Source organism: Plantactinospora sp. CA-294935 (assembly GCF_050936445.1).
In the GTDB taxonomy this organism is placed as follows: domain Bacteria; phylum Actinomycetota; class Actinomycetes; order Mycobacteriales; family Micromonosporaceae; genus Plantactinospora.
The window spans coordinates 8,223,700-8,246,813 of the sequence record NZ_JBNJMU010000001.1 but is presented as its reverse complement, the minus strand read 5'-3'; the positions used below and the strand labels follow the sequence as shown (position 1 = coordinate 8,246,813).

General features: G+C 68.0%; 24 protein-coding genes. 18 read left to right on the top strand and 6 right to left on the bottom strand.

Annotation, left to right across the window (positions count from 1 at the left end; translation table 11 throughout):
- The first annotated feature begins 16 nt into the window (after window positions 1-16).
- The 11 genes from ACQEVC_RS36300 to ACQEVC_RS36250 all read left to right on the top strand — a co-directional run bounded on the left by ACQEVC_RS36300 (window position 17) and on the right by ACQEVC_RS36250 (window position 10,490).
- A complete protein-coding gene (locus ACQEVC_RS36300) occupies window positions 17-2,005 on the top strand; it encodes an ABC transporter permease subunit (RefSeq protein ID WP_432887190.1) in 1,989 nt (662 codons plus the stop codon).
- Between the two features lie 596 nt (window positions 2,006-2,601).
- Complete coding sequence (locus tag ACQEVC_RS36295) at window positions 2,602-3,405, top strand: ABC transporter ATP-binding protein (protein WP_432887187.1); 804 nt, start codon at window positions 2,602-2,604, stop codon at window positions 3,403-3,405.
- Window positions 3,406-3,415: 10 nt separating this feature from the next.
- Window positions 3,416-4,177 (top strand): ABC transporter permease, encoded by a 762-nt coding sequence (locus ACQEVC_RS36290; protein ID WP_432887184.1) that lies wholly within the window; start codon window positions 3,416-3,418, stop codon window positions 4,175-4,177.
- A 652-nt stretch (window positions 4,178-4,829) separates the two neighbouring features.
- Window positions 4,830-5,156, top strand: coding sequence for a PadR family transcriptional regulator (locus tag ACQEVC_RS36285; RefSeq protein ID WP_432887181.1), 327 nt, complete (start codon window positions 4,830-4,832; stop codon window positions 5,154-5,156).
- The gene (locus ACQEVC_RS36280; protein ID WP_432887178.1) at window positions 5,153-5,509 is read left to right on the top strand and encodes a DUF1048 domain-containing protein; all 357 of its coding nucleotides are present in this window, start codon (window positions 5,153-5,155) and stop codon (window positions 5,507-5,509) included. Before ACQEVC_RS36285 ends, ACQEVC_RS36280 begins: the two co-directional genes overlap by 4 nt.
- A gap of 2 nt (window positions 5,510-5,511) precedes the next feature.
- Window positions 5,512-5,838 (top strand): DUF1048 domain-containing protein, encoded by a 327-nt coding sequence (locus tag ACQEVC_RS36275; protein ID WP_432887175.1) that lies wholly within the window; start codon window positions 5,512-5,514, stop codon window positions 5,836-5,838.
- A 312-nt stretch (window positions 5,839-6,150) separates the two neighbouring features.
- The gene (locus tag ACQEVC_RS36270) at window positions 6,151-7,221 is read left to right on the top strand and encodes a hypothetical protein (protein ID WP_432887172.1); all 1,071 of its coding nucleotides are present in this window, start codon (window positions 6,151-6,153) and stop codon (window positions 7,219-7,221) included.
- A gap of 429 nt (window positions 7,222-7,650) precedes the next feature.
- Window positions 7,651-8,088, top strand: a complete 438-nt coding sequence (locus ACQEVC_RS36265) for a hypothetical protein (RefSeq protein WP_432887169.1) — start codon at window positions 7,651-7,653, stop codon at window positions 8,086-8,088.
- A gap of 220 nt (window positions 8,089-8,308) precedes the next feature.
- Complete coding sequence (locus ACQEVC_RS36260) at window positions 8,309-8,692, top strand: helix-turn-helix domain-containing protein (RefSeq protein WP_432887166.1); 384 nt, start codon at window positions 8,309-8,311, stop codon at window positions 8,690-8,692.
- A gap of 273 nt (window positions 8,693-8,965) precedes the next feature.
- Window positions 8,966-9,145: a hypothetical protein gene (locus ACQEVC_RS36255; protein ID WP_432887163.1), complete on the top strand. Its 180-nt coding sequence runs from the start codon at window positions 8,966-8,968 to the stop codon at window positions 9,143-9,145.
- A 52-nt stretch (window positions 9,146-9,197) separates the two neighbouring features.
- Complete coding sequence (locus ACQEVC_RS36250; RefSeq protein WP_432887160.1) at window positions 9,198-10,490, top strand: serpin family protein; 1,293 nt, start codon at window positions 9,198-9,200, stop codon at window positions 10,488-10,490.
- A 492-nt stretch (window positions 10,491-10,982) separates the two neighbouring features.
- Here the strand turns inward: ACQEVC_RS36250 and ACQEVC_RS36245 are convergent, their stop codons facing one another.
- The gene (locus tag ACQEVC_RS36245) at window positions 10,983-11,627 is read right to left on the bottom strand and encodes a TetR/AcrR family transcriptional regulator (protein ID WP_432887157.1); all 645 of its coding nucleotides are present in this window, start codon (window positions 11,625-11,627) and stop codon (window positions 10,983-10,985) included.
- Between the two features lie 124 nt (window positions 11,628-11,751).
- Here ACQEVC_RS36245 and ACQEVC_RS36240 point away from each other — a divergent pair, with 124 nt between their 5' ends.
- Both ACQEVC_RS36240 and ACQEVC_RS36235 read left to right on the top strand, forming a co-directional pair.
- Entirely contained in the window at window positions 11,752-12,645 is an 894-nt protein-coding gene (locus ACQEVC_RS36240) for an alpha/beta hydrolase (protein WP_432891905.1), read from the top strand.
- 197 nt (window positions 12,646-12,842) lie between these two features.
- The gene (locus ACQEVC_RS36235) at window positions 12,843-13,151 is read left to right on the top strand and encodes a hypothetical protein (protein WP_432887154.1); all 309 of its coding nucleotides are present in this window, start codon (window positions 12,843-12,845) and stop codon (window positions 13,149-13,151) included.
- A gap of 382 nt (window positions 13,152-13,533) precedes the next feature.
- On the opposite strand, the gene ACQEVC_RS36230 is transcribed toward ACQEVC_RS36235, so the two are convergent.
- Window positions 13,534-14,163: an SAM-dependent methyltransferase gene (locus ACQEVC_RS36230; protein ID WP_432887151.1), complete on the bottom strand. Its 630-nt coding sequence runs from the start codon at window positions 14,161-14,163 to the stop codon at window positions 13,534-13,536.
- Between the two features lie 127 nt (window positions 14,164-14,290).
- On the opposite strand from ACQEVC_RS36230, the gene ACQEVC_RS36225 reads away from it, so the two are divergent.
- Complete coding sequence (locus tag ACQEVC_RS36225) at window positions 14,291-15,259, top strand: hypothetical protein (protein WP_432887148.1); 969 nt, start codon at window positions 14,291-14,293, stop codon at window positions 15,257-15,259.
- A gap of 520 nt (window positions 15,260-15,779) precedes the next feature.
- On the opposite strand, the gene ACQEVC_RS36220 is transcribed toward ACQEVC_RS36225, so the two are convergent.
- Entirely contained in the window at window positions 15,780-16,733 is a 954-nt protein-coding gene (locus ACQEVC_RS36220; RefSeq protein ID WP_432887145.1) for an SDR family oxidoreductase, read from the bottom strand.
- 24 nt (window positions 16,734-16,757) lie between these two features.
- Here ACQEVC_RS36220 and ACQEVC_RS36215 point away from each other — a divergent pair, with 24 nt between their 5' ends.
- Window positions 16,758-17,345, top strand: coding sequence for a TetR/AcrR family transcriptional regulator (locus ACQEVC_RS36215; RefSeq protein WP_432887142.1), 588 nt, complete (start codon window positions 16,758-16,760; stop codon window positions 17,343-17,345).
- A gap of 81 nt (window positions 17,346-17,426) precedes the next feature.
- Here ACQEVC_RS36215 and ACQEVC_RS36210 read toward each other — a convergent pair whose 3' ends face one another.
- Complete coding sequence (locus ACQEVC_RS36210) at window positions 17,427-17,609, bottom strand: hypothetical protein (RefSeq protein WP_432887140.1); 183 nt, start codon at window positions 17,607-17,609, stop codon at window positions 17,427-17,429.
- A 126-nt stretch (window positions 17,610-17,735) separates the two neighbouring features.
- Between ACQEVC_RS36210 and ACQEVC_RS36205 the strand changes: the two genes are divergently transcribed.
- The gene (locus ACQEVC_RS36205; RefSeq protein WP_432887137.1) at window positions 17,736-18,104 is read left to right on the top strand and encodes a YciI family protein; all 369 of its coding nucleotides are present in this window, start codon (window positions 17,736-17,738) and stop codon (window positions 18,102-18,104) included.
- A 297-nt stretch (window positions 18,105-18,401) separates the two neighbouring features.
- On the opposite strand, the gene ACQEVC_RS36200 is transcribed toward ACQEVC_RS36205, so the two are convergent.
- Both ACQEVC_RS36200 and ACQEVC_RS36195 read right to left on the bottom strand, forming a co-directional pair.
- On the bottom strand, window positions 18,402-19,775 hold the full coding sequence (locus tag ACQEVC_RS36200; protein WP_432887135.1) for an FtsX-like permease family protein: 1,374 nt from the start codon (window positions 19,773-19,775) through the stop codon (window positions 18,402-18,404).
- Window positions 19,775-20,509: an ABC transporter ATP-binding protein gene (locus ACQEVC_RS36195; RefSeq protein WP_432887132.1), complete on the bottom strand. Its 735-nt coding sequence runs from the start codon at window positions 20,507-20,509 to the stop codon at window positions 19,775-19,777. The genes ACQEVC_RS36200 and ACQEVC_RS36195 overlap by 1 nt, the downstream gene beginning before the upstream one ends.
- A 132-nt stretch (window positions 20,510-20,641) precedes the next feature.
- Between ACQEVC_RS36195 and ACQEVC_RS36190 the strand changes: the two genes are divergently transcribed.
- Together ACQEVC_RS36190 and ACQEVC_RS36185 are read left to right on the top strand one after the other, a co-directional pair.
- Window positions 20,642-21,817, top strand: a complete 1,176-nt coding sequence (locus tag ACQEVC_RS36190; RefSeq protein WP_432887129.1) for a sensor histidine kinase — start codon at window positions 20,642-20,644, stop codon at window positions 21,815-21,817.
- Window positions 21,817-22,485, top strand: a complete 669-nt coding sequence (locus ACQEVC_RS36185; RefSeq protein ID WP_432887126.1) for a response regulator transcription factor — start codon at window positions 21,817-21,819, stop codon at window positions 22,483-22,485. The genes ACQEVC_RS36190 and ACQEVC_RS36185 overlap by 1 nt, the downstream gene beginning before the upstream one ends.
- Window positions 22,486-23,114 lie beyond the last annotated feature (629 nt).

Genomic DNA, 23,114 nt, shown 5'->3' with positions numbered 1-23,114 from the left:
TCCAGCGCCGGCCCCGGTGACGAGGGCATCCTCGCCGCCGGGGCCGGGCTCCCTCACGACGACCCAGCGGCGGCTGGGTCGTGACTGGCGGCTGGCGACACTGTTTCTGGCGCCCACGGCCGTGCTGGTCGGGGTGCTCGTGCTCGTGCCGATCGCCCGGTCGATCGTCACCAGCACCACGGAACGACACGGCCCGGACAGTGTGTTCGTCGGCCTGGGCAACTACCTCGCCCTTGCCGGTGACGAGCAGTTCTACACGGGAGTGGTGAACTCCTTCGTCTTCACCGCCTACGCCGAGGTGTTCAAGGTGGTGCTGGGGCTGGCCGCGGCCCTGCTGCTGCACCATCGGCGTCGCGGGCGGGCCCTGCTGACCGGGCTGCTTCTGGTGCCGTGGGTGGTGCCGACGGTGGTGACGGCGTTCAGCTGGCGCTCCCTGCTCGACCCGATCTTCGGCAGCGTCAACACGCTGCTCACCGCCTCCGGGATCGGGCCGCTGCTGGCCTCCGCGCAGCTGGTCGACAGCTGGCCCGCGGGCTGGCTGTCCGACGCCTCGCTGGCCATGCCCTCCGTGATCCTCGTCAACGTGTGGAAGGGCGTGCCGTTCTTCACCGTCTGTTTCCTCGCGGGGTTGAAGGCGATCCCGGCGGAGGAGTACGAGGCGGCGACCATCGACGGCGCCTCGTCGTGGCAGCGGTTCGTCCACGTGACGCTGCCCGGACTGCGCCACGTGATCACCGTGACGGTGACCCTGTCGTCGATCTGGACGTTCAACAACTTCGACCTCATCTGGTTGCTGACGCAGGGCGGCCCGGGCGACGTGACCGCGCCGTACGTGCTCGTCGCCTATTCGAAGGCGATCCTGCAGCTACAGTACGGCGCGGGGGCGGCGGTCACGCTCGTCATGCTGCCGATCATCGGCGGGCTGGTATTCGTCCTGGTCCGGTTGTTGCGCCAGGACACCGGTACCAGGCCACCCCGGTATACCCGGACGGCGCGGTGGGCCGGGACGGCGCGGAAGGCGCTGCCGTGGGTCGTCACCGCGGCGGTCGCCGGTCTGCTGCTCTGGGCGTCGCCGCAGATCTTCTGGAAGGCGGCGGTGGTCCTCGGGGTGATCCTGCTGATCGCGGCTGGGGTCGGCCGGGTGGCCTCGGCTTTCCAGGCCCGGGGAGGTCGCCGTGCGTCGTCCCTCGTGTCGGGCCTGGGCTCCGGTGTCGCGCTGACCGGCCTGCTCGCCTTCGTGCTCGGCCCGATGTACTGGATCGCCGTGACGGCCTTCAAGTCCGAGGGCCAGGTCGTCATGCGCGAACACGACCTGTGGCCGACGCCGTGGACCCTGGATCAGTTCGGCGCCCTGTTCGCCAACCAGCCGTTCGGCCGCTGGTATCTCAACACCGTGCTGGTGTCCGCCGCGTCCACCGTGGTGGCGCTGTTCTGCGCCGTCCTGGCCGGCTACGCGCTGGCCCGGCTGCGGTTCCGCGGGGCGCAGGGTTTCACCGTCACGGTGCTGATCACCTACGTGATGCCGGGCGCGCTGCTGTTCATCCCGCTGTACCAGCTACTCATCGGGGTGCGGCTCACCGACTCGTTGTGGTCTCTGGTGGTGACGTACCCGACCTTCACCCTTCCGTTCGCCACCTGGCTGCTGGCGGGGTACTTCTCGTCGATCCCCGTCGAGCTGGAGGAGGCCGCGCTGGTCGACGGCTGCACCCGCCTCCAGGCGTTCCGCCGGGTGGTGCTGCCGCTCGCCAAGCCGGGACTGCTGGCGGTCACGCTGTTCACCCTGACCAATGCCTGGAACGAGTTCCTCTTCGCCTTCGTGTTCATCACGAAGGACGAGTACAAGACGCTCCCGGTGGGAATGCAGTCGATGATCACCGGGGACGTCGTGCCGCAGGGGCAGCTCGCCGCGGCGTCGCTGCTCGTCAGCATCCCCGTGGTGGTCATGTACGCCTTCGGGCAGCGCTTCCTCACCGAGGGGCTCACCGCGGGCGCGGTGAAGGGCTGACCTGGGAATCCAGCACGCCGTCGAGCGACATGAATCCCGCATGGACCAGATCACGCAGGTGCTGTTTCCGCATGGCCGGCGGTCCGGAGCCGCTGGAAAGATCGGCAAGCGCGGCCAGGCTAGGAACCGGACCCGGCCGACGACCGGCCTGGTCGAGGAGAACCGTACGCTGCGGCAAGAGAACCCGCAGAACCAGGACGTCGCTTCGACGAGAACGAGCTGCACGGGTTGCGGGAACGGGTCGTCGCCGACGGGCCGAGGCTGCCCCTGGCCGCGCCGAGGCTCGATGAGGAAGCCGCGAGGCAGGCCGCACGTAAGACGGTGGCGGACCCCGGCTCGGTAGCCGCCAGCTCGGTGCCGCCGTCACCCCTGGCCGTCACATGGAGGCTTGCCCGCCCGGTAGTCAGTGCTACTATCTACCGGTAGTAAGTGGTGCTGAGTAGCGGGAGGGTGGTCGTTCCGCCCCGTCGACTTCATCGAGACGTCCGTCCGCAACTACCCCAGGGGTCAGTGGATCGTCCGGGAGCGGGAACGGCTGACCAGAGCGATCGACCGCGCCACCGGAGAAGACACCGGAAGGGAAGAGAGGAAATCTGATGACGGCACAGCATGTCCCGGCGATCCACGTGAAGGGTCTGGAGAAGTCGTACAAGCAGCTACGTGTGCTGCGTGGCGTGGATTTCGACGTGGCGCGGGGCAGCATCTTCGCCCTGCTCGGCTCGAACGGGGCGGGCAAGACCACCGTGGTGCGGATCCTGTCCACGCTGCTCAAGGCGGACGCCGGGGCGGCCAGCGTCAACGGTTTCGATGTCGCCACCCAGGCGGCGCGGGTGCGGGAGTCCATCAGCCTCACCGGGCAGTTCGCGGCCGTCGACGAGATCCTCACCGGGAGGGAGAACCTGGTGCTGGTCGCCCGGCTGCGGCACCTCAAGAACCCGGGCATCATCGCGGATGACCTGCTGGAGCGATTCTCGCTGACCGACGCGGGCGCCCGGAAGGTGTCGACGTACTCCGGAGGCATGCGCCGCCGACTCGACATCGCGATGAGCCTCATCGGAAATCCACCGGTCATCTTCCTCGACGAGCCGACGACCGGACTCGACCCCCAGGCGCGCATCGAGGTGTGGCAGGCCGTCAAGAAGCTCGCCGGCCAGGGCACGACGGTGCTGCTCACGACGCAGTATCTGGACGAGGCCGAACAACTCGCCGACCGGATCGCGATCCTCCACGAGGGCCGGATCATCGTGAACGGCACCCTCACCGAACTCAAGCAACTGCTCCCACCGGCCAAGGTCGAATACGTCGAGAAGCAGCCGACCCTCGAGGACGTCTTCTTCGCCATCGTCGGTGCCGGCAAGGACGGCGCCGCCAACGCCCGCACCGTCGGCGCGGACAAGTAGAGGAACAACGATGACCAAGCACTTCTTCGGCGACACCGCCGTGCTGCTGGGACGATCCCTGACACACGTCACCCGCAGCGTCGACACCATCATCACCACCGCGATCACGCCGATCGCCATGATGCTGCTCTTCGTTTACGTGCTCGGCGGCGCTATCGACACGGGGTCGGACTCATATGTGAACTACCTGCTGCCCGGCATCCTGCTCATCACGATCGCCTCAGGCATCGCCTACACCGCGTTCCGACTCTTCCTGGACATGAAGGGCGGCATCTTCGAGCGCTTCCAGTCCATGCCGATCGCCCGGTCGTCCGTGCTGTGGGCGCACGTACTGACCTCGCTGGTCGCCAACCTGATCTCACTCGTGGTCGTCGTCGGCGTCGCCCTGCTCATGGGCTTCCGCTCCGGAGCGGGAGTACTGGCCTGGCTCGCCGTCGCCGGCATCCTCATCCTGTTCACCCTCGCGCTGACCTGGCTCGCCGTCATCCCCGGCCTCACCGCCAAGAGCGTGGACGGCGCGAGCGGTTTCTCCTACCCGCTCATCTTCCTGCCGTTCATCAGCTCGGCCTTCGTACCCACCGACACCATGCCCGGCCCGGTACGCGCCTTCGCCGAACACCAGCCGGTAACGGCCATCGTCAACGCCATCCGCGACCTGTTCACACAGCAGCCGGTCGGTACCGACATCTGGACCGCCCTCGCCTGGTGCGTCGGCATCCTCATCGTCACCTACGTCTTCGCCATGGCCATCTACCGCCGCAAAATCTCCTGACGGCACCGTGATTGGTCCGGCCGGGCGCCAGGTCCCCCGGACAGGCTGCGCTGACCGGCTCCCGCCCGGCCGCTTGCAGAACGGCCCAGCCCCGCGCTGAACGTCAACCCTGAGGCGGCCACTGCGGCGTCCTGGTCGGTTCGCAGAGCCGTCCGGGCCCGACGGTGGCCGCCCGCTTGCCACGGACACACCGCACACCTGCGGTGACGGCAGCCCACGTCGCCGCGATGCTGGCCCGGGTCGCGCCGCAGTCGCAGCAGCGCCACGCCTCCTTTCCAACGGCCGGCCGCGCGGACCCCACATCGGCACAAGGTCTTCCAACCGTGGCACCTGCGGCCGGAGTGGGGCGAGGAGCGGGTCTGACAATTGCCGGAGCCAGGCGACGGCGTCAAGGACGCCCGGGGCGCGGTAGGTGTCGCGCGGTTGGCGTAGCGAGGCCACGGGCGCTCCGCACGGACGGGTCGGCCTACACAACAACGCCCCCGCCGGCAAGCAACCTCCAGTACCCGTTACGGGCCGTGCACCGAGCGCGGGGTCGATGATCCAGATCGCTGGTCTGCGCTTGGCGCTTGCTGGGCACGTGCACTACTCTGTGATACCGTGTAGCGGTACTCGGCAGTACTGAGTACCGCGAGACCGAAGAGGACTCACGATGGACAACCTGACGGAGATGCTGAAGGGCACGCTTGAGGGCTGCGTGCTTGAAATCATCGGCAGCGAGGAGACCTACGGCTACGCCATCACGCGTCGGCTGAACGAACTCGGCTTCGCTGACGTCGTCGAGGGGACGGTCTACGCCATCCTGCTGCGACTGGAGAAGAACGGGTTCGTCCAAGTGACGAAACGGCCGTCCGGGCTGGGCCCGCCGCGCAAGTTCTATGCGCTCAACGACGCGGGGCGCGAAGAACTCGCGACATTCTGGACGAAATGGGAGTACATCACAACACGGATCGACAAGCTCAAGGAGGGCGGGAGATGAACTTCTGGGAGACCATCACAGGCAGCGATCTCACCAGGGAATGGAAGGCGTTCGAAGCCCGGGCCGGGGCATTGCCGGCCGACTACCGGGCGGCATGGGGACAGATCGTGGTTCACCTCTTCCCCTACGGCGGGTTCACGGGCCGCAACCTGACACCGATCGCTGACGGCGCCCTGGGGCTGCTCGAGGAGGCAGCGGCGGACGGGCAGAACATTCACGAGGTGCTGGGTGACGACATCGCGGGCTTCTGCGCGGCGCTGGCCGGCGGAGAAGGGGCCCGGAGCTATCGCGACCGGTGGCGCGAGCAGTTGAACAGAAATGTCGCAAGGAAACTGGGCCGGCTAGGAGGCTAGACGTGGGTATCCAAGACATCATCGAGGGCAAGAAGCAGTGGCGGGCGCACATGGCGCGGGTCAAGGCGCTCCCACGGGATTACCAGATCGTCTACAAGGAGATTCAGAGGTACTTCTTCAAGGTCGGGCCGGTCGGGCTGACTGACGGGTCCCTGCTCTCGGGGATCCTCGACTTCTTCGAGGAAGGCGTCGCGGCCGGCAAGGGAGTCCTGCAGCTCATCGGCCACGACGTCGCGGCCTTCTGCGACGACCTGATCAAGGACTCGCGCACCTACGCGGACATCTATCAGGAGTCGGTCAAAGGGAAATCCGGCACGGCCGAGAAGTAACACCCGTCGACCCGAGGCACCGGCGAGCGCCTTGGCCACCGGGACGTCGTTGTGGTGCCAGGCGGCGTATGCCGGACGGCACCTGGCGAGCTGAGCAGCCCGTAAGCGGGCCGGCAGATCCTCGCCCAGTCACCATCTACGGTGACAATGAACCTTTTTCAACCTCCCCTTGTGGTCCGTCGGAGCGCGAGGTCGGACGCGGTATGGGACCCGACCTGGCTCACCATTCAGGGTTCCGGGCCGGCTTGATGCTGTGACCTGCATGTTTCCGGTTCGCGAGAGCAGAACTGCGCACTGGTCCAGGACGTCGAGTTGCTGGAGCTGCTACAGGTGCGGGTCGGTGATGACTGCGGCACCGCATCGGGCGATGTGTGGCAGGGCGGATCGTCACGGAGGTCCGGTGATCGTCCAGCAGGCGATCTCGCCTCCGGTGCGTTCGGTGACTATGGCACAGTCCTGGGTGTGCCGTTGGACGAGCTGCCGGACTGGTTGCCGGCCTGGTGTCTTGACCATCTGGGCGGCGAACCCGCCGGCGTGCTGTTCCGGTCGCGACAGGTCTCGATGGTGTTCGGTCTGCGGTTGGCCGGTGGCAGGGACGTCGTGGTCAAGGCGCGCGCCGACGACGGCCGGGCCTCGTCGTGCGTCGCGGCGCAGGCCCGGCTGGTCGAGCGCGGGTTTCCGTGTGCCCGGCCGCTCACGCCGGTGGTCGGTGTCGGTGCACTGGCCGTGCACGCCGAAGAATTCCGGCCCGGAGGCGAGGTGTTGCACGGGGACTCCCCGGACATTGCTATGCGCTGCGCGGAGGTGTTCGCCGGGCTGATGGCCGAACTTGCCGGCGTGCCCGTCGCGCCGCCGCTGCCGAATCCGCCCTGGGTGCGCTGGGACCACACCGATTCTGGGGTGTGGCCGGCGATCGACTTTCTCGACAGCCGGGATCAGAGTGTCGTGTCCGAGCACATTGTCGGGACGGCTGAGCGGGCCCGGGAGCGGCTGCTGGCCGCCGGCTTGCCGTGCGTGCTCGGCCACGCCGACTTCGAGGCGCAGAACCTGCGGTGGCAGGGTTGGCAGGTGTGGGCGGTGCACGACTGGGACAGCCTGGCGTGGCAGCCGGAGGCGGCGCTTGTGGGCGCGGCGAGCGGGTCGTTCGCCAGTTCCGGGCCGCCCACGCTGGCGCCGATCGAAAGCTCCGAGGCGTTCCTGGTGGCTTATCAAGACATTCGAGGGCGCTTGTTCACGGCCGTGGAGCTGGAGATCGCATGGGCGGCCAGCTTGTGGATGGCCGCGTACAACGCCCGGGAGATGGCACTGTGCGGTGGCACCCCGGCGGGCGCCGATGCGCTGCGGGTGCAGGCAGCCGAACGGCTCCGCCGGGCTAATGCGTAACAGGGCCTGTGGATGTTTCAGCCTGGTCGGGGCGACGGCTCCGCCGCCATCGGATTTTTCCGGGCGGGGCGGGGCGGCGGTGTAGGTCGGGTGGGTCCGGTGCAGCGCCCGGAACGGCGGGTAGCAGAGCATGATCAGCCGGCTGGTCAGCCAGGACCGCCAGTTACGGGCGCCACCGACCCGGGGCGCGATGCAGCTTCAGGGCTTGGCGCAGCAGATCGTCCGCGCCCAGGAAGTCTCCGACCATTCGCCGCGCGACGCCCAGCTCGTCGAGGGCGTTGGCCAGTGGGCCAGAACCAATCTGCGCCCGTCGCCCTACGGCGTCAGCGCACGGTCGTCGACCGGTGAAGTCGAACTGAATGCGCCGTCTGCTGAGCTGGGGACAGCCTTCGTGGAGAACGGAGGCACGATGCGGCTCAGGAGGATCCCGTGGCCAAGAAACGAATCTTCGCCGGCCTGGCGGCAACCGCAGTCATCATCGGCTCGATGGCGACCGGGCTACCGGCGCAGGCATCGGTGACCACGGCATCCGCATCAGCGAAAGAGGCGCACGTCGTCTCGTCGCAGGTTGAGAACCCACCCGTGGTTCCGCTGATCGATGCCCGGCCGTGCAACACCAGCCAGACCCCCAGGCAGATCCGGCTCGTCCTCGCGCCCGGTGCCGTGATCTGCTACGGCGGCACAGTCGGTACCTGGGACCTGGGCCAACTTTACGTACAGAGTCTCGTGGCCGGCGGCTACTGGGGCTGGCTCGAGTGCTCAAATCCCGGTCAAGGCTCGGGCTTCGTGCAGTTCTTCCAGCCCGGTGACATTTTCCCGATCAACGACACGTGCCAGACCCTCGCGATTACGCCGCCGCGCTCCTGACGATCGGCGTTGACGATGGTCGCCACGGTACGTCGCCACCAACCAATGTCGACTCCCGTTGCTGGTCGGATGACGTTGGGTAGGGTCGGGTGGCCGGAGGGGGTTCCGCTCTCCGGATCCTGGAGATCCCCGGCGTGACGGGTCGGCGTCCGCGACAGTCCAATGAACCTTTTTCAACCTCCCCTTGCGGTCCGGCGGACCGCAAGGTCGGACGCGGTGCGTGAGCGCCGCGCGGTTCAGGTTGAAAAAGGTTCAATGTGTGGCGTTGAATCCGCCGACCAGACAGTTGCCAAAATTTGTTTCGGGCGGTTTTGCGCTGCGCGAGCACCGTGGCGACGGAGACGTAACCGCGGTGCTCGCGGCCGGGCTGGGTGGCCGCGAGCCGCTGGTCCAGCGGGCCGGGACAGACCTGGGCCGCGAGCTCGTGAGCCGAACCAGGGCTGGCCGGACGGTGAGTGGGACGCCGCCGCCTATCGCCGTTTGCATGATCCGGAGCACGCATCGCCGAACTCCGCGTGACGACGACGAAAGCCAAAGAAACGCCGGGTTGCCGGCGGTGGCGACACCCACAAGGGCACCCACCACGGCGCCGTGGTTCTCATGAACGGTCACCGGCTCGCGGACGCGGAGTTTCCGGCCACCGCGGCCGGTCACGCCGACCTGCTGAGGTGGATGCGATCGTTCGGCACCCTGCACGCTGTCGGCGTGCAGGGCACGGCTCCTACGGCGCCGGGCTGACCCGGCACCTACTCGGCAACAGGGTCCAGGTCGGGGAGGTCGACCGCCCAGACCAGCGACAACGCCGGACCAAGGGCAAGTCCGCCCCGCTCGACGCGTACGCCGCGTCGACGTTGTGCTAGCCGGCCGGGCCACCGGGGTGCCGAAGGCGGGCAACGGCATCGCGGAGTCCATCCGCGCGTTGCATCTGGCCAGCACCGGTGCGGTCACAGCCCGCACCGCCTGCAGCAACGAGAGGAAAGCCCTGGTCGTCACCGCTCGGCTGAACTGCGCGAAGCCGCTCGGCGCACAACTGGCAAACATCGCCGAACTTCGATGAATTTTGGAGTTGTACCTGGCGCGTCCCCGTAGGACTGCTCTACCGTCGCTGCATGGTCTCGCGTCGATCGGTCCTGCGGGCGGTACCGCTCGCGGCCGCTGCCCTTACCGCCGCCCCAGGCCATCTCCGTTGGCTCGGCGGGGCGTCCACGTCGACGGATCCGGTACGCGTACCCCCCGACCCCGCTACGACGGAGGCCGCCGCGACTGCGGTACGCGGCTTCACGGCCGACCTCTACCGCACCCTGGCGTCGACCCGTGCAGGCGGCAACATGGTGTGCGCGCCGTACTCGGTCGGGCTCGCGCTCGCGATGACCAGGGCGGGCGCCGGCTCGACCACGGCGGACGAGATGGATGCCGTGCTCCACGCGCCGTATCCGCGACCCGGCGCGCTCGACAGCGGGTTCAACACCGTCGACCAGATGCTCGCCGGCCGGTACCAGGACGGCGACGGAACCAAGCAGCCCCGGCTGACCACGGCCAACGCCCTGTGGACACGGTTCGATCTGGGCCTGCGACCCGGGTTCCGGGACACCCTGGCCGGCTACTACGGTGCCGCGCCGCACCCGGTCGACTTCCGCGGCGCGCCGGAGGTGGCCCGTCAGGAGATCAACACCTGGGTGTCCGACCGGACCAACGCGAAGATCCCGGAGCTGTTGCGGTCCGGCGCCGTGAGCCCCGACACCAGCCTGATCCTCACCAACACGACCTACCTCATGGCGGCCTGGAAGTACCCGTTCACCCCGACGGCCACGGCGGTGGGGCCGTTCACCCGGGATGACGGCAGCGTCGTCGACGTCCCGATCATGCGCGGACCGTTCGACAGGATGGGCTACCTGGAGGGAGACGGGTGGCGCGCGGTCGACGTGCCTTACGCGGGCGGCGGGCTCGCCATGGCCATCGTCATGCCGACCCGGGACGATCTCACTGCGGTTGAGGCGGATCTCGATGTGACGTGGCTGGGCGCGTTGTTGACCGGGTTCCGGTTGGTCGACGTCCAACTGCGCCTGCCCCGGTGGACGTTCCGCCTGCCGGCCGAGCTGGGTGCCGTGCTGGGCAGCCTCGGCATGCCCACGGCGTTCACGTCGCAGGCCGACTTCACCGCCATGAGCACCGAACCAGCCCTGTGCATCGACGACGTGGTGCACGAGACGTTCATCGCGGTGGACGAGAAGGGTACCGAGGCCGCAGCCGCGTCGGCCGTCATCATCCGGCCGCCGTCGATCCCGCAAGGGCCGCAGTTCTTCGTCAACCGGCCATTCTTGTACGTCATCCACGACCAGCTCACTGGCGTACCGCTGTTCCTCGGCCGGGTCCACGACCCGCTGGTCACCGGCCCAGCCTGACCGGACCGGGGTCGATCGAGATCTTCGGTCGATCCGCACTGTGAGTCGGGAAGGCTCGCAACCTTGCCTAACGAAGCCAATCGGCTCCTCGTAGCGCAGGCTGTGCGGCGTGACCACGGTCGGTGGCGATGCGCTTGGCGGGCGCCGATCAACTCGCTCTCGAGTTGGCCGATGTCGCGCTGGCGTGCTTGCGAGGACCGATGACGAGGGACCGCTGACGCCGAGGCAGGTGGAGCGGACGCCCGGCTGTCTGTACGTCGAGGGGCCACCCGACCGCCTGCAGCAGCGGCACGAAGGTACCGACTCCGCCGCGCCGGGCCCGTCGGCCGGCCCGGCTGCACCGCCTGACGGGACACGCCGAACCGCTCGGCGACTACGGTCACCGGCACATCCGCCTGGACTTCCCATACGGCCCGGTACCGCTGCCCGCGCTCGCCTGTCGTCTCGCCGGGTAGGTAGGTCCGCTGCTGCTGCCCCGGCAGGAGGATCCCGTCAGCGAAGGACGTGCAGGACGATCTCGATCAGCGTGGCGACGTCGGCGTCGACCATCGGTTCGCCGGTCATCCCCATCCGGTGCAGCAGCGTCCCGACGATGACGTCGATGATAAGCAGGACCCGGTCCTCCGGCTCGCCCAGCACGTCCTGGAGTGCCAGCCAACCCGGCGCCTGCAAGCGTGTGGAGAGGATGCCGCGCAGGGCCGGATCGCTGATGGCGTCAACGAACACGCCGGCGAACGCCGCGCCCACGCCGGGCTCGCCGATCTTCGCCGCGAGGAAGCGGACCAGCGAGGACACGATCTCCTCCCGGGTGGCGCCCGTCAGCGGCACCGGGCCGGACGCGTCAAGGAGGCGGACCAGTGCGGACACGGCCTCGTCCCGGTTGGCCCCGGTCAGCGGCACCGCGCGGAACACATCAAGGACGCCGAACGCGTCAAGGAGACAGTCCGTGATCAGGGCGCCCTTCGACGGCCATCGACGGTAGATCGTCGTTTTCGCGATGCCCGCCGCCGCCGCGATGCGATCCATCGTCGCGTTCACGTAGCCCAGTTCGTGAACCGTGCGCAAGGTGGCCGCGAACACGGTCGCGTGGAGGTCTGCGCGAGGACGCCCGGGCGTGGACGGGGTGGAAACCGGCACCGCGCCAGGCTACTCTGGCAATTACGCTACCGCTCGTAGCGTAACCTGGTGACAGGAGGCCACCATGAGAGTCAAGGCTCCATTGGGTACCCGCATCTTCCGGGACACCCAGGACTGGGAGGCCATGACCGACGACCAGCTAATCGCCGTGCGCGAGAAGGTCAACCGCATGGCATCGTCTCGTCCCGCCCGGATCATCGCCGGCCTGCCGGACCGCCGCGCCCGCATCACCAACGCCACGATCGACCTTCCGGGCCGCCGCCTGGCGTTGCGGGTACACCGCCCGACGCGCGCCGACCGGACGCTGCCGCTGATCGTCTCGTTCCACGGCGGAGGCTTCATCGCGGGCACCGCCGCGCAGAACGACTGGCTCAACAGCCACCTCGCGGCCCGCTGTCCAGCGGTGGTCGTCTCGGTGGAGTACCGCCTCGCCCCGCAGCACCCGCTGCCCCAGCCCGTCGAGGACGGCTACGACACGCTCGTCCGGCTTGTCGAAGACGCCGCCGGCTGGAGTATCGACCCCGCCGCCGTCGCGGTCATGGGGGAGAGCGCCGGCGGCATGATCGCCGCACTCGTTGCGTTGCGGGCCCGCAAGGACGGTCCGCCGCTGCGCGCCCAGGTGCTGAACTACCCGAGTACGGACTGGACCGACACCGTGGAGAACTACCCCTCGGTCACGGAGAACGCCGACAACCCCACGCTCTCGCTGCCCCGGTTGCGCGCCGCCCGCAAACTGAGCGTGCCGCCGACCCTCGACCCACACAGCGTGTCTCCCGTGAAGTTCGACAATCTCGCCGGCCTACCACCGACACTGGTCGTCACCGCCGCACTGGATCCCATAGCCGACCACGGAAGCCGCTACGTCGAACGGCTCTGCGAGGACGGCACCGATGCCCGCCTGACCTGCTACCCGAAGGCCACACACAGCTTCCTCAGCATCCCCGGCCTTGTACCGGCCGCCCGGCCCGCACGGCGCGAGATTCTCGCCTTCCTTCGCGGCCAGCTGCACGACCTGTGAACCACCGTTGCATGTGGGATAGGTGGCCTTCGACTCATTCGAGGGCGCTGACCAAATACAAGGTCAGACGTACCCAATTCGGCTGTTTCGGACGCCGATCGACATGCGAGCCCGGTCACGAAGCGTGCCGGCGCCGGCTGAGGGTTGTCGACGATGCCGACTTCGCCGCCTTCGAGCTGCACGGAGTAGTCCTGGCGTTGTTCCCGGCGACGAAGCCCGCCGCCGATGGGCGCGGCGACCAGGAACTCGGCCGGGGCGGTATCCGGTTCACCATTGGCATCGTCGTGCGTCAAGCAGCCGAAGTCGATCGCCTTGCGGAGCAGTTCCGAGCTGCCGGAGGAGGCATCACAAAGAAGCCGACGAATGCTGAGTTCTTTCCTGGCCGGTCCGCGTACGTCGCCGATCCGGAAGACAACTTCTTCGAGATCGTGTGGGCGGAACCGGACAATGCCATCGTGGCGGCGGCCTACCGAGCAGGGGGTCTCACGCCGCCGGCCGGACAGTGAACCTTTTTCAACCTCCCCTTGCGGTCCGTCGGAGCGCGAGGTCGGACGCGGTGTGTGAGCGCCGCGCGGTTCAGGTTGAAAAAGGTTCAGTGGAGGGCTGAGGCCGGAGCCCTTTGGCAAGTCAGGACGACCGCGCCCGCCATGACGGCGCGCGCCCATCGGCATGACCGGCGCCACACGCCAGGCAGAGCCGTCACCCTGTGTGCCTTCTGGGCGACCTGTCGCCGCGCCCGCTCGGCCATGAGAGTACGTCGGATCATGGTCGCTCGGCCGCCTCGGGATTTTCTTCGGAAGGCCGCTGACTCTCGTGGGGCTGATGTGATTGTGGATGCGAGAGATCGATGCGTCGGTGGGGAGTCCGGTCGACCGCCTAGACCTCGCCTTACGGCTGGAAGTACTCCGACATCAGGCGGCTGACCCATTCCGGCTGCTTGACGTTCTCCGGTAAGAACTCTGCCATCGCTGGCTTCAGGTCGATGACCGGGGTGCCCGATATCGCGTCGAGGCCCATCACCGTCAGTTCGCGGCCGTGGACGGATTCGATGGCGCAGCACGTCACCCCGATGCGGTTCGGTCTGCGGGGGCCGCGGCCGGCGAACACGCCGACGGGCGGGAGGTCGGGACGGCCGCGGTAGGGGCGGGGCTCGCGGTAATCGCCGTGTTCCGGGAACTGGTCGAAAACGAAGAGGACCTCCACGTGGGAGAAGCCCTCCAGGCCCTGGAGGCATGCCTCGCCGAAGCGCTCGTCGATGGTGATAGTGCTGCGGACGGCACCCCAGTTGTCCGTGTACTGAACGTCCGTCCTGTCGTTCCGGACGGTACCTATCGGGGTGATCTCGAAGCTGAGCATGATTCCTTCCACGTCCGTACGGGTGTCGGGGCCGTCAGCGCCGTCCTCGCCCTCGCCTTGACGAGCCGGGGAGGCCTCCGGGGCGACCGGCAACGGGGCCTCCGCCGCATCCGGAGGATCGGCAGTACTGCCCTGGACGGATTCGGCGAACCTGCTGCGCATCTGCGCCGCGCCCGGCAGGCAGCTCCCGAACCTGGACAGGCCGTCTGCGGTGCCTACCTGGAGTTCGCGACCGAGCGACCTGCCACGAGAGCCGGAATTGTCGTTCGCAACGTGTCATCATCTCGGCGTGATCGAGATTAGTGAACCGGGTGGAGAGCAGGACGTCCGGCGGGTCATGGCGGAGCTCCGTGCTGCCGGCGACCTGACGTTGGATCGTGTGCCTTGGGCCAGGTTCAGCCACGCGTACGGGCCGGCCGACGACGTGCCGGCGATGCTGGAGGTGTTGTACGCCCCGGAACCCGATGTCGCCCGTCATGGTCTGGTCAATCTCTGGAACAAGGTGCGGCATCAGGGCAACAGCGACACCGCGCTCGCGCTAGCGGTACCGTTTCTGCTCCGTATCGCTGCCACGCCTGGGGCGCACGGCCGCAGTCGGGTGCTGAGGTTAGCGGCCGAGGCCGGCCACCGCAACCACTTCGGGACCGACCTAAGGACGGATCTGTTCCAAGTGGCCGATGATCCGGACGAGCTGATGATCGACGGATACGGGCGCCCGCTCGTATGGACCCAACAGGCGGCGCGGGAGGCGGTCACGGCCGACGCGGCGCTGTTGATCCGACTGCTGGACGACCCTGATCCGCTGGTGCGGGCGAACACGGCGTACGCGCTCGCTGGAGCACTGTGGCCACCGCCTGAGGTACCGGCCGCGCTGCGGGCGCGGCTCGCGGCCGAGACCTCTCAAGTCGTACGTATCAGTCTGGTGTTGGCCCTCGCGCAGTTGGCGGTGGAGCACGGCGACCCGGACGCGATGACGTGGACCAGTGCGCTGTGGACCGACGTGGCCAATACGCCCGACGTGCGATTCGCCGCCGCGCTGAGCTGGCTGTGCGCGACCACGCAGCCGGTGCCGGATCGAATGCTGGACCTGTTCGCCGAGGTAGTCGGGCCGGATCTAGCGGGTTGGATGCAGGATGTTCCGTGGCCCGATCGCATCGCCGGGCACGACGGGCTCGTAGCGTGGCTGGTCGCGTTCCTGAATGAGGCAGCGACCGTCCAGGATCGGCTGATTACGCGGCTGAACACCCCGACAGCCTGATCCGACTGGAGCGACTCCGGGTGCCAAGGCTTGGCCGTTGAGCACGGTCGACACCTCAACTCGGCTACTTGATCGGACGCTGCGCGCCAGCCGTACGCCGCCACGCTCTGTGACCTGTGCGCCCCCGGCTCGCCGCGCGTGCTCTGCGGCAGATCCGCTCACCGAAGCAGTCCCTGTGGTGGTCTTCCGCGCGCCGCGGACGAGTGAGCGCGGTGGGATCGGCGTGCTGTGTTCGACGGTGGCGGGCCCGGCGTCAGCCCGGGGTCGCGCTGGGCCGGGTTCTTAGGCCGGCTGTGGGACCATGCTGCCGTAGGTCTTGAGGTGGAGCGAGCGGCAGCGATCGCGGCCCGCGCTTCGGTGCGGCCCGCGGAAACGTAGGCGCCGACGACCTTACCGCTGGAAGGGTCGATCGACTCGTGGACCGAGCCGGTGTCGCTCCACTCACCGTTGATGAGATTGCGGGCGGTGCTGGTGGTCGACATTGTTGTCCTCTCGATTCGTCTCAGACGGCGGGTGTCGGTCAGGCGGTACGTGTCGCGGTCGTGCGGCCGCGGGTCTCGGCCGGGTAGTGCTTGCGCAGGTCGGAGGTCGTCATCCGGTCGAGCATCCGGTCGGGCAGGAAGCGGGAGACACCGATGAGGAAGGTGGCCGTGGCGCCGATGGTGTACCGGGTGCCGGGCCTGCGGTCGGTCACCGCCTTGGCGATCGTCTTAGCTGCGACGCCTGCGGTCACACCGGCCTTGGTGAACGCCGCGATGTGGGAGGGCAGCGCCTGCATCAGGTCGCCGTAGCGCCCGTTATGCTCCGGCGTCATCCGGGCACCGAGCTCGCTCAAGCCGGCAGTTCCGTGGCTGGCCATCTCGGTCTTGACGCCGCCCGGCTCGACCACCACCACCTGCACACCGTGCGGGGCCAGCTCGTTGCGGAGCGCGTCACTCATTGCTTCCATCGCGAACTTGCTGCTGGCGTACGGTCCGTAGCCGGCCATGGAGAGCTTGCCGAGCATCGAGGTGATGTTGACGACGCGGCCCTTGCCGCGCACCAGCGCGGGAAGCAGGACCTGGGTGACGGCGACGTGGCCGAAGAAATTCACCTCGAAGATGCGCCGCCATTCGCTGAGCGGCGTCACTTCGACCGGGCCGGCGCCGGGGATGCCGGCGTTGTTGACCAGAGCCCGCAGCGGCCGCGGGTCCCGCTCGACGCGTGCGGCGAGCGCGGCGATGTGGTCGGGGTTGGTGATGTCGAGGATCACCGGCTCGATCCCTGCGGCGCGCAGGGGCTCACCGTCGCTGTCGCGCCGCACCCCGGCGAGGACGTGGAAGCCGCGGCTGGCCAGTTCCCGCGCGGTGGCCGCGCCCGTGCCGGTTGACGCTCCGGTCACGACCACGAGTCCCTGAGTTTCAGATGACGTTGTCATCTTTTCAGTGTGCGTTGGTGGGATGACATTGTCAACTGGGTCGAGTGACTTTGTCATCACAGGGGCGCTAGGATCGTCCGCGTGACCAGCCGCGCCGAATCGGCCGCCGCCACGCGCCGCGCCCTGCTCGGTGCGGCCGCTGACCTGCTCGATTCCGGTGGCCTCGACGCCGTGACGTTGCGCGCGGTGGGAGCACGCGCCGGAGTGACTCGGGGAGCGCCCTACCGGCACTTCCCCGACAAGGAAAGCCTGCTGATCGCCGTCGGGACCCAGGCCTGGGACAGGCTCGGAGACCGCATGCAAGCCCTTCGCGCGGATCCGGGCCTGTCGCCCGCCGACAAACTGCGCGGCGGCCTCATCGCACTCATCGACATCGGCCGCTCTCAGCCACACCTCTACAAGCTCATGTTCAGCAACCCACCCGGCGACCCCATGGCACTCGCCCGTGCCGCCCAGCGCAGCCAGACGGAGTTCCTCGCCGTCGTCGCCGACCTGGTCGGCGAGCAGGACGCCCGCCGATACGCGGCCCTGCTCATCAGCAGCGCGAACGGGATCGCCGGCCTGGAGGCCAGCGGCCAGCTCACCGATCCCAAATGGGGTGGCGTCTCCGCCGAAGACCTCACCGATACCCTCGTCCACATGATCGCCGGCAAGAGCCGGCACGCGTGACCGGCGCCAACCGACTCGACGGCTACGGCCGGAAAAAGTCGTGAGATCCGTCCGGACGTCAGCGGCTCGCCATCGCCGAGTTCATCCTCGGGCGACCAACCGGAGCGTCCGCGACAGTTCGTTGGTGGTACCCGTGCGGCTGGCAAGGCCGCGCAGTGCGGACAGGCCGCCGTCTCTGCCCAGCGCGATGGCGGCCACCGCGCCGAGGTCGGGGTCGTCCGGCACCGCCGCGAGATCGTCGGTGGCCAGCCGGGACGCGGTCAACGAGGCCGCGCCGAGCGGCGGAGATCCCGTAAGAATTTTCTGGCATAGCGTCGGATCCGGGGCGAGTCGTTCGTAGAGCAGGCGAGAGGCGGCTGGACGAGGCCGCCGGGACAAGGGAGTCACGGGATGACGCGGTACTTGATCTCGTTCAGTGACGGCGCGATGGACCACATCCCCGACGAGGATTGGCCCGACGTGGGCAAGGCCTCGCACGCGGTGGTCCAGGAGGCCGTGAACGCCCGCGTGTTTGTGTTCGGCGCTGGACTCGAACGCCAGAGGGCGAGCGTCGTGGCCACGGACGGGATGGTCACCGACGGCCCTTACCCGGAGACCAAGGAGGTCATTGGCGGGTTCGTGGTCGTCGACGTGGCCTCACGCGAGGAGGCGCTGACGTGGGCTGCCAAGATTGCCGGCGCCTGCCGCTGCGCGCAAGAGGTTCGGGAGCTCATGCCCGATCCCGAAACAGACGCGATGCTTCGCCGGGCCGACAGGTGATGATGACGGTCCGACGATGTCGGATCGAGGAAGACTCGCCACGTCAGAGCAAGACTTGCGTGGCCGCGGTTGACGAGGCGGGGCCGCGCATCGACCTGGACTAGGACGCCGTTGCGGTGGCCCGGGGATCGGGCGCGGGGCCAAGCCCAATCCCCGGGTCCGGTCGGATCCCCGCAACCACCGAGCCTTTTCCACCTCCCCTGCGGTCCGGTGGACCGCAAGGGGAGGTTGAAAAAGGTTCAATGAGTCGAGGAAGTCGCCGAGGAACCGATACGAACGAGTACCTCCAACGTCCTGTCACTCGGGGCTGAGAGATGAACGAAGGTTTGCTCCGATGGCCTTCTTGGCGGGAAGCGCAGTGGCTATGGCTATCGCGATGTAGGCGCCAGCGCCGAACGCCGCCAGGGTGACGCCCGGGAACTGGGCTGTGAAGGGGAGGCCAGCTTGGTAGCCGAGCCAAGCGAGGGTCATGGTGGTGGCAAGTGTGGCGACTGCCGCAAGGATGAGCGCGGTGACCACGTAGAGCATTGCCTCCAGGAGCACGACGCGACCCAGCGTCGTCGGTGTGGCACCGGCTACCCGGAGGAGGGCGAACTCCCGTTCCCGGTTGCGTGAGGTGAGGGCGACAACCGCCACACTGCACGCGGTGAGCATCACGGCGGCGACGGTGACGATGATCCAGGTGTCGGCCACGTTGGCCTCCGTGACGCCGAATGTGCGCATTCGGGCCAGGAAGGTGTTCAGCGTGCCCACGAGGATGCCGACACAACCGAGCCCCGCGGCCAACGGAGCGACCGTAGCGCTGCTGATCCGAGAGCGTGCCACGGCGGAGCGCCGAGCGATCTGGAGGGCCGGCGAGTCGACAACGGCGAGCAGTCGGCCGAAGCCGCGAATGATCGCCGGGACGAGGCCGGGTGCGGCAACATGGAACGTCAAGATGAGGCACAGGCCGAGGTAGAGAGCGATCGTCACCATCCCGTTGGAGGTCGCGGGAACAGTCAGCGCGGCGACCGCGATCACCCCGGTGGTGATGGCGCCGATCACCGTGAGTACCCATCGCCACGCGGTGAGGCGGACCGGCCGAGGTGATGTCGCCACGAGTGCCTCAATGGCAGGGACGCGGCCAGCGCGCCGGGCAGGTGAAACCGCGCCGAGGAGGCAGGTGCCAATGGTAAGCAGAATGGTCACGGCGGCGGGGGCGAGATGCATGGTCACGGGTACGGAGGCGATGTCGGGCCCGGCCATGGTGTTCAGCAGACTGACCATGGGCGGGCCGATGAGGGCTGCGAGGATGGCCCCGGGGATTGAGCCTGCCAGCGCGGTGAGGCCGACGAGTCCGATGGCCATCCCTGCGGTCTGTCGGGGGACGGCACCGGCCAGGCGCCATTGCGCCATCAGGGTGCGTTCGGCTTGTACGGTGGCAGCTCCCACGACGTTGAGAGCGATCGCGCCGAAGAGGGCGGTCAGGACGTAAACCGTCTGAGCGGCGATGCGGACTTCGGCAAGGGTGGTGCCAGCCTGCTCGACGGCGTCGGCCATCTGCGGTGTCGTCGTTGTCCAGAAGTGCAGGACACTCACGCCGACCAGGGTGGAGACGAGGATGACGACGCCCAGCGCCGGCAGCCACGCCCGCCACCGCGCGCGGAAAGTCTGGGAGAGGAGCGCGGCCATCACGCTGCCTCACCGGTGGAGCGCAGCAAAGTGAGCAGCTCGGTGGGCGTCGTGGCCTGCACCTGGGCGACGAGTCGCCCATCACGCACCACGGCGACGCGATCGGCGCGGCAGGCAGCGTCCAGATCATGGGTCACCATCACCACGGCGTGGTTCTCGTCCGCGAGACTGCGCAGAGTGTCGAGCACCAACGACGACGTAGCGCTGTCCAGTGCCCCGGTCGGTTCGTCGGCGAAGATGATGCGCGGGCGCGCGGTGATCGCACGTGCCAGAGCGACTCGTTGCTGCTCGCCGCTGGACATCGTCGACACCACTTGCCGTGCTTTGCCGTCGAGACCGAAGCCGGAGAGGGTCCGCTTGACGAGCCCGCGGTCTTTCCGGCGGCCGGCAAGGGTAGCCGGGAGTAGGACGTTGTCCTCGGCGCTCAGATATGGCACCAGGTTGTAGGACTGGAATACAAAGCCAACCTCGTCGCGGAAAAGTCGGGCCAGTTGTGTTCTTGGCATCCTGCTCAGCGGCTTCCCGAGAAGTGTGACTTCACCGGCGGAGGGCTTCTCCAAGCCGCTCAGGCAGAACAGGAGGGTAGATTTTCCGGACCCGCTGGGGCCAACAATTGCAGTCATCCCGCCACTGGGAACGTCCAGAGTGAGATCGTGGAGGACAACGGTCGGTTCCCCTCCGCCAGGTGGGCTGAAGGACTTGGACAGGTGGTGGGTGGAAGCGGCAGGTGGCATGTCTCCATCCCAGCAGCCTCAGGATTTGGTCCCAGCCCGTTGGCCTCCCGTCTGTGGTAAGGAAAACCCCACCGCTGAGCGGCGGGCAGCCTTCTCGGAAGTGTCAAGTGTGCTGACCTATCCTGGTGTCCTATGAGTGAAGGCGCGCCGGGGCTGCGTGCAGTGGCGGTGTCCCCGCGCGAGGTTCCGGGCCACCTGGCGTACCTGACCGCCCAGACTGCCCTCGGGTGGCTGTCGGTCCTCGCAGTGATCGCGCTTCCACTGTTCCCGTTGTGGGCACATGCTGCTGCCAATCTGGAAGTTCCGCTGCGGCGGGCAGGGCTGGTGGCGCCGCCTCCAGCATCACGGCCGACCAACGACTCATGGCGCGTCATGGCGCACGCTCTGACCAGCATCCCGGTGGCAGCCATCGGCACCGTGGCCTGGACGATCCTGGTCGCGGCCGGAGGCGTGGTCGTGCAGGCGCCCCTCAGAGCACTCGCCGACCAACCGGTCATCGGCGGGGCATCAGGCCCGACCGGCCCGTCGGCCGCCGTACTCGCGGTCACGGCTGGGCTCCTGGCCCTGGCGGCGACGAGCTGGTTCGCCGTGGTCGTCGCACGCGTCGCAAGCGGCATCGCGACCAAGACGCTGTGGACCCAGGAGGAGGTTCTCCAGGCACACATCGAGGAGATGGCGCGCCGGCAGGTAGTCATGGACGAGGCCGCCGCGGGCGAACGGGCCCGACTGGAACGAACGCTCCACGACGGGGCGCAACTGCACCTGGCGGCGACCGCCATGCACCTGAGCATGATCGAACTCACCCTGCAACAGGTCAGCGAACCGACCACAAGGTCGCAGCTCGCCAAGCACCTCGAAGCCGCACGCAATGAGAACGAGCGAGCGTTGGATGATCTGCGCTCGGTCGCGAGCGGGCTGCGTCCGGACGCCCCAGCCTCACTGACTACGGCCCTGACGCGATTGGTGGATAGGCTGCCCATCTCCGGTACAGCGGACGTCGACATTCCCCCGCTGACCGCGGAGGTTGAACCTGCGCTGCTCCTCATCGCCAAGGAAGCGGTCACCAACGCCCTGCGCCACTCCGGCTGCTCAGCAGTGACCATCACCGCCCGTAGAGTCATGAATCAAATCGTTCTCACCATTCACGACGATGGTGCTGGTGGCGTCGACGCCGATCGCGGCACCGGTGTCACCGGAATGCGGAGGCGAGCACGCTCCCTGGGTGGCGGCCTGACCATCACCAGTCCCGCAGGAGGACCCACATCGGTCCGAGTCACCGTTCCCCACTCCGGAACGGATCCCGACTGATGCGCATCGTCATCGCCGAAGACGCTGCCCTGATGCGCGACGGTCTGACTACGCTGCTTGGCGCCCTCGGCCATGAGGTCGTCCACGCCGCCAAGGACGCCGAACAACTCCGCAGCGTCGTGGACGCCCTGGAAACCGACCTTCCTGAGGTCATCATCACCGACGTCCGCATGCCACCGACCCACACCGACGAAGGCCTGCTGGCAGCACTGGCGATACGAGAGCGCCACCCCACAGTGGCGATCCTCGTCCTGTCCCAGTACCTCGGCGGGGAATATGCCTCCCGCCTCCTCACGCGAGCAGAGACACAGCCCGGTGGCGTGGGATACCTCCTCAAGGACCGCGTCGGCCACCTCACCGAACTCGACCGAGCCATTCACACCGTGGCCGCCGGCGGGGTCGTCGTCGATCCCAAGGTCATCGACGATCTGGTCACGCGTAACCGCCGCCCGCTCGATCAGCTCACACCGCGCGAGAGGGACGTCCTCGCCCTGATGGCGCAAGGACGTACCAATCAGCAGATCAGTGAAGATCTCCACTTGTCGATGGGCGCCATCGAGAAAAACATCCGTAACGTCTTTGACAAGCTGAGCATCACCCCTGCCGACGGGAACCGCCGTGTTCTGGCCACACTGACCTGGCTCTCCTTCCACAACTCGCAGAGCTGAAGTAGATGCCGACATCGAAATGCGCGAGAGCAGACTCACCTCGGATCCAAGTTGTTCATGGTGGAGGATGCATGCGACTGCCCGTGACGCACCGGTCATCCCGCGCCGTCCCGGCGCCGGGGTGGGCGGCGGCGTTACCCGTAACGACGCAGCGCTTCCGGATGCGCCGGCGCTGACGGACGACGGCCATCGCACAGCCCGGACCCGCCGACGCCTCAGCCCGGTGACCCGGCGCAGGCCCACCAGCGCGTAGTCATCAGGAAGACGACAGACGGATGGAAAAGACGGACCGACCAACCGCTGAGAAACCCCGGCAAGTCCCAGGTCAGTCGCCCGGCGAACGACAAGATCGTCGAGAACCTGCATCTGCGGTGGCTACGCCGCGGGCACGCGAACCGGTCGGGACCACGCCGCGAACCCGCGGATCGGCGGTGGCCTGCACCAGCACCTGGTCGAGGACGTCCATCGCTGAGCCACCCCTTCCAACACCGTCGCTCACGCTGGCGCGCCGGGCTCAGACATACCGAATCGCGCGACCGGCGGCAACGGACTTCCGCGTGGAACTCACGTGCCCTGATCCCCTCCAACCGCCAGACGGGTGCACCGGGGCTTGGTAACGCCGGGGAAAA

What these genes read in the sequence shown, in the direction of transcription:
- ACQEVC_RS36295 (WP_432887187.1), top strand. Translation starts at nt 2,602, where the DNA reads ATGACGGCACAGCATGTCCCGGCGATCCACGTGAAGGGTCTGGAGAAG.
- ACQEVC_RS36290 (WP_432887184.1), top strand. Translation starts at nt 3,416, where the DNA reads ATGACCAAGCACTTCTTCGGCGACACCGCCGTGCTGCTGGGACGATCC.
- ACQEVC_RS36285 (WP_432887181.1), top strand. Translation starts at nt 4,830, where the DNA reads ATGGACAACCTGACGGAGATGCTGAAGGGCACGCTTGAGGGCTGCGTG.
- ACQEVC_RS36280 (WP_432887178.1), top strand. Translation starts at nt 5,153, where the DNA reads ATGAACTTCTGGGAGACCATCACAGGCAGCGATCTCACCAGGGAATGG.
- ACQEVC_RS36250 (WP_432887160.1), top strand. Translation starts at nt 9,198, where the DNA reads ATGGTCTCGCGTCGATCGGTCCTGCGGGCGGTACCGCTCGCGGCCGCT.
- ACQEVC_RS36240 (WP_432891905.1), top strand. Translation starts at nt 11,752, where the DNA reads ATGACCGACGACCAGCTAATCGCCGTGCGCGAGAAGGTCAACCGCATG.
- ACQEVC_RS36230 (WP_432887151.1), bottom strand. Translation starts at nt 14,163, where the DNA reads ATGCGCAGCAGGTTCGCCGAATCCGTCCAGGGCAGTACTGCCGATCCT.
- ACQEVC_RS36220 (WP_432887145.1), bottom strand. Translation starts at nt 16,733, where the DNA reads ATGACAAAGTCACTCGACCCAGTTGACAATGTCATCCCACCAACGCAC.
- ACQEVC_RS36205 (WP_432887137.1), top strand. Translation starts at nt 17,736, where the DNA reads ATGACGCGGTACTTGATCTCGTTCAGTGACGGCGCGATGGACCACATC.
- ACQEVC_RS36200 (WP_432887135.1), bottom strand. Translation starts at nt 19,775, where the DNA reads ATGGCCGCGCTCCTCTCCCAGACTTTCCGCGCGCGGTGGCGGGCGTGG.
- ACQEVC_RS36195 (WP_432887132.1), bottom strand. Translation starts at nt 20,509, where the DNA reads ATGCCACCTGCCGCTTCCACCCACCACCTGTCCAAGTCCTTCAGCCCA.
- ACQEVC_RS36190 (WP_432887129.1), top strand. Translation starts at nt 20,642, where the DNA reads ATGAGTGAAGGCGCGCCGGGGCTGCGTGCAGTGGCGGTGTCCCCGCGC.
- ACQEVC_RS36185 (WP_432887126.1), top strand. Translation starts at nt 21,817, where the DNA reads ATGCGCATCGTCATCGCCGAAGACGCTGCCCTGATGCGCGACGGTCTG.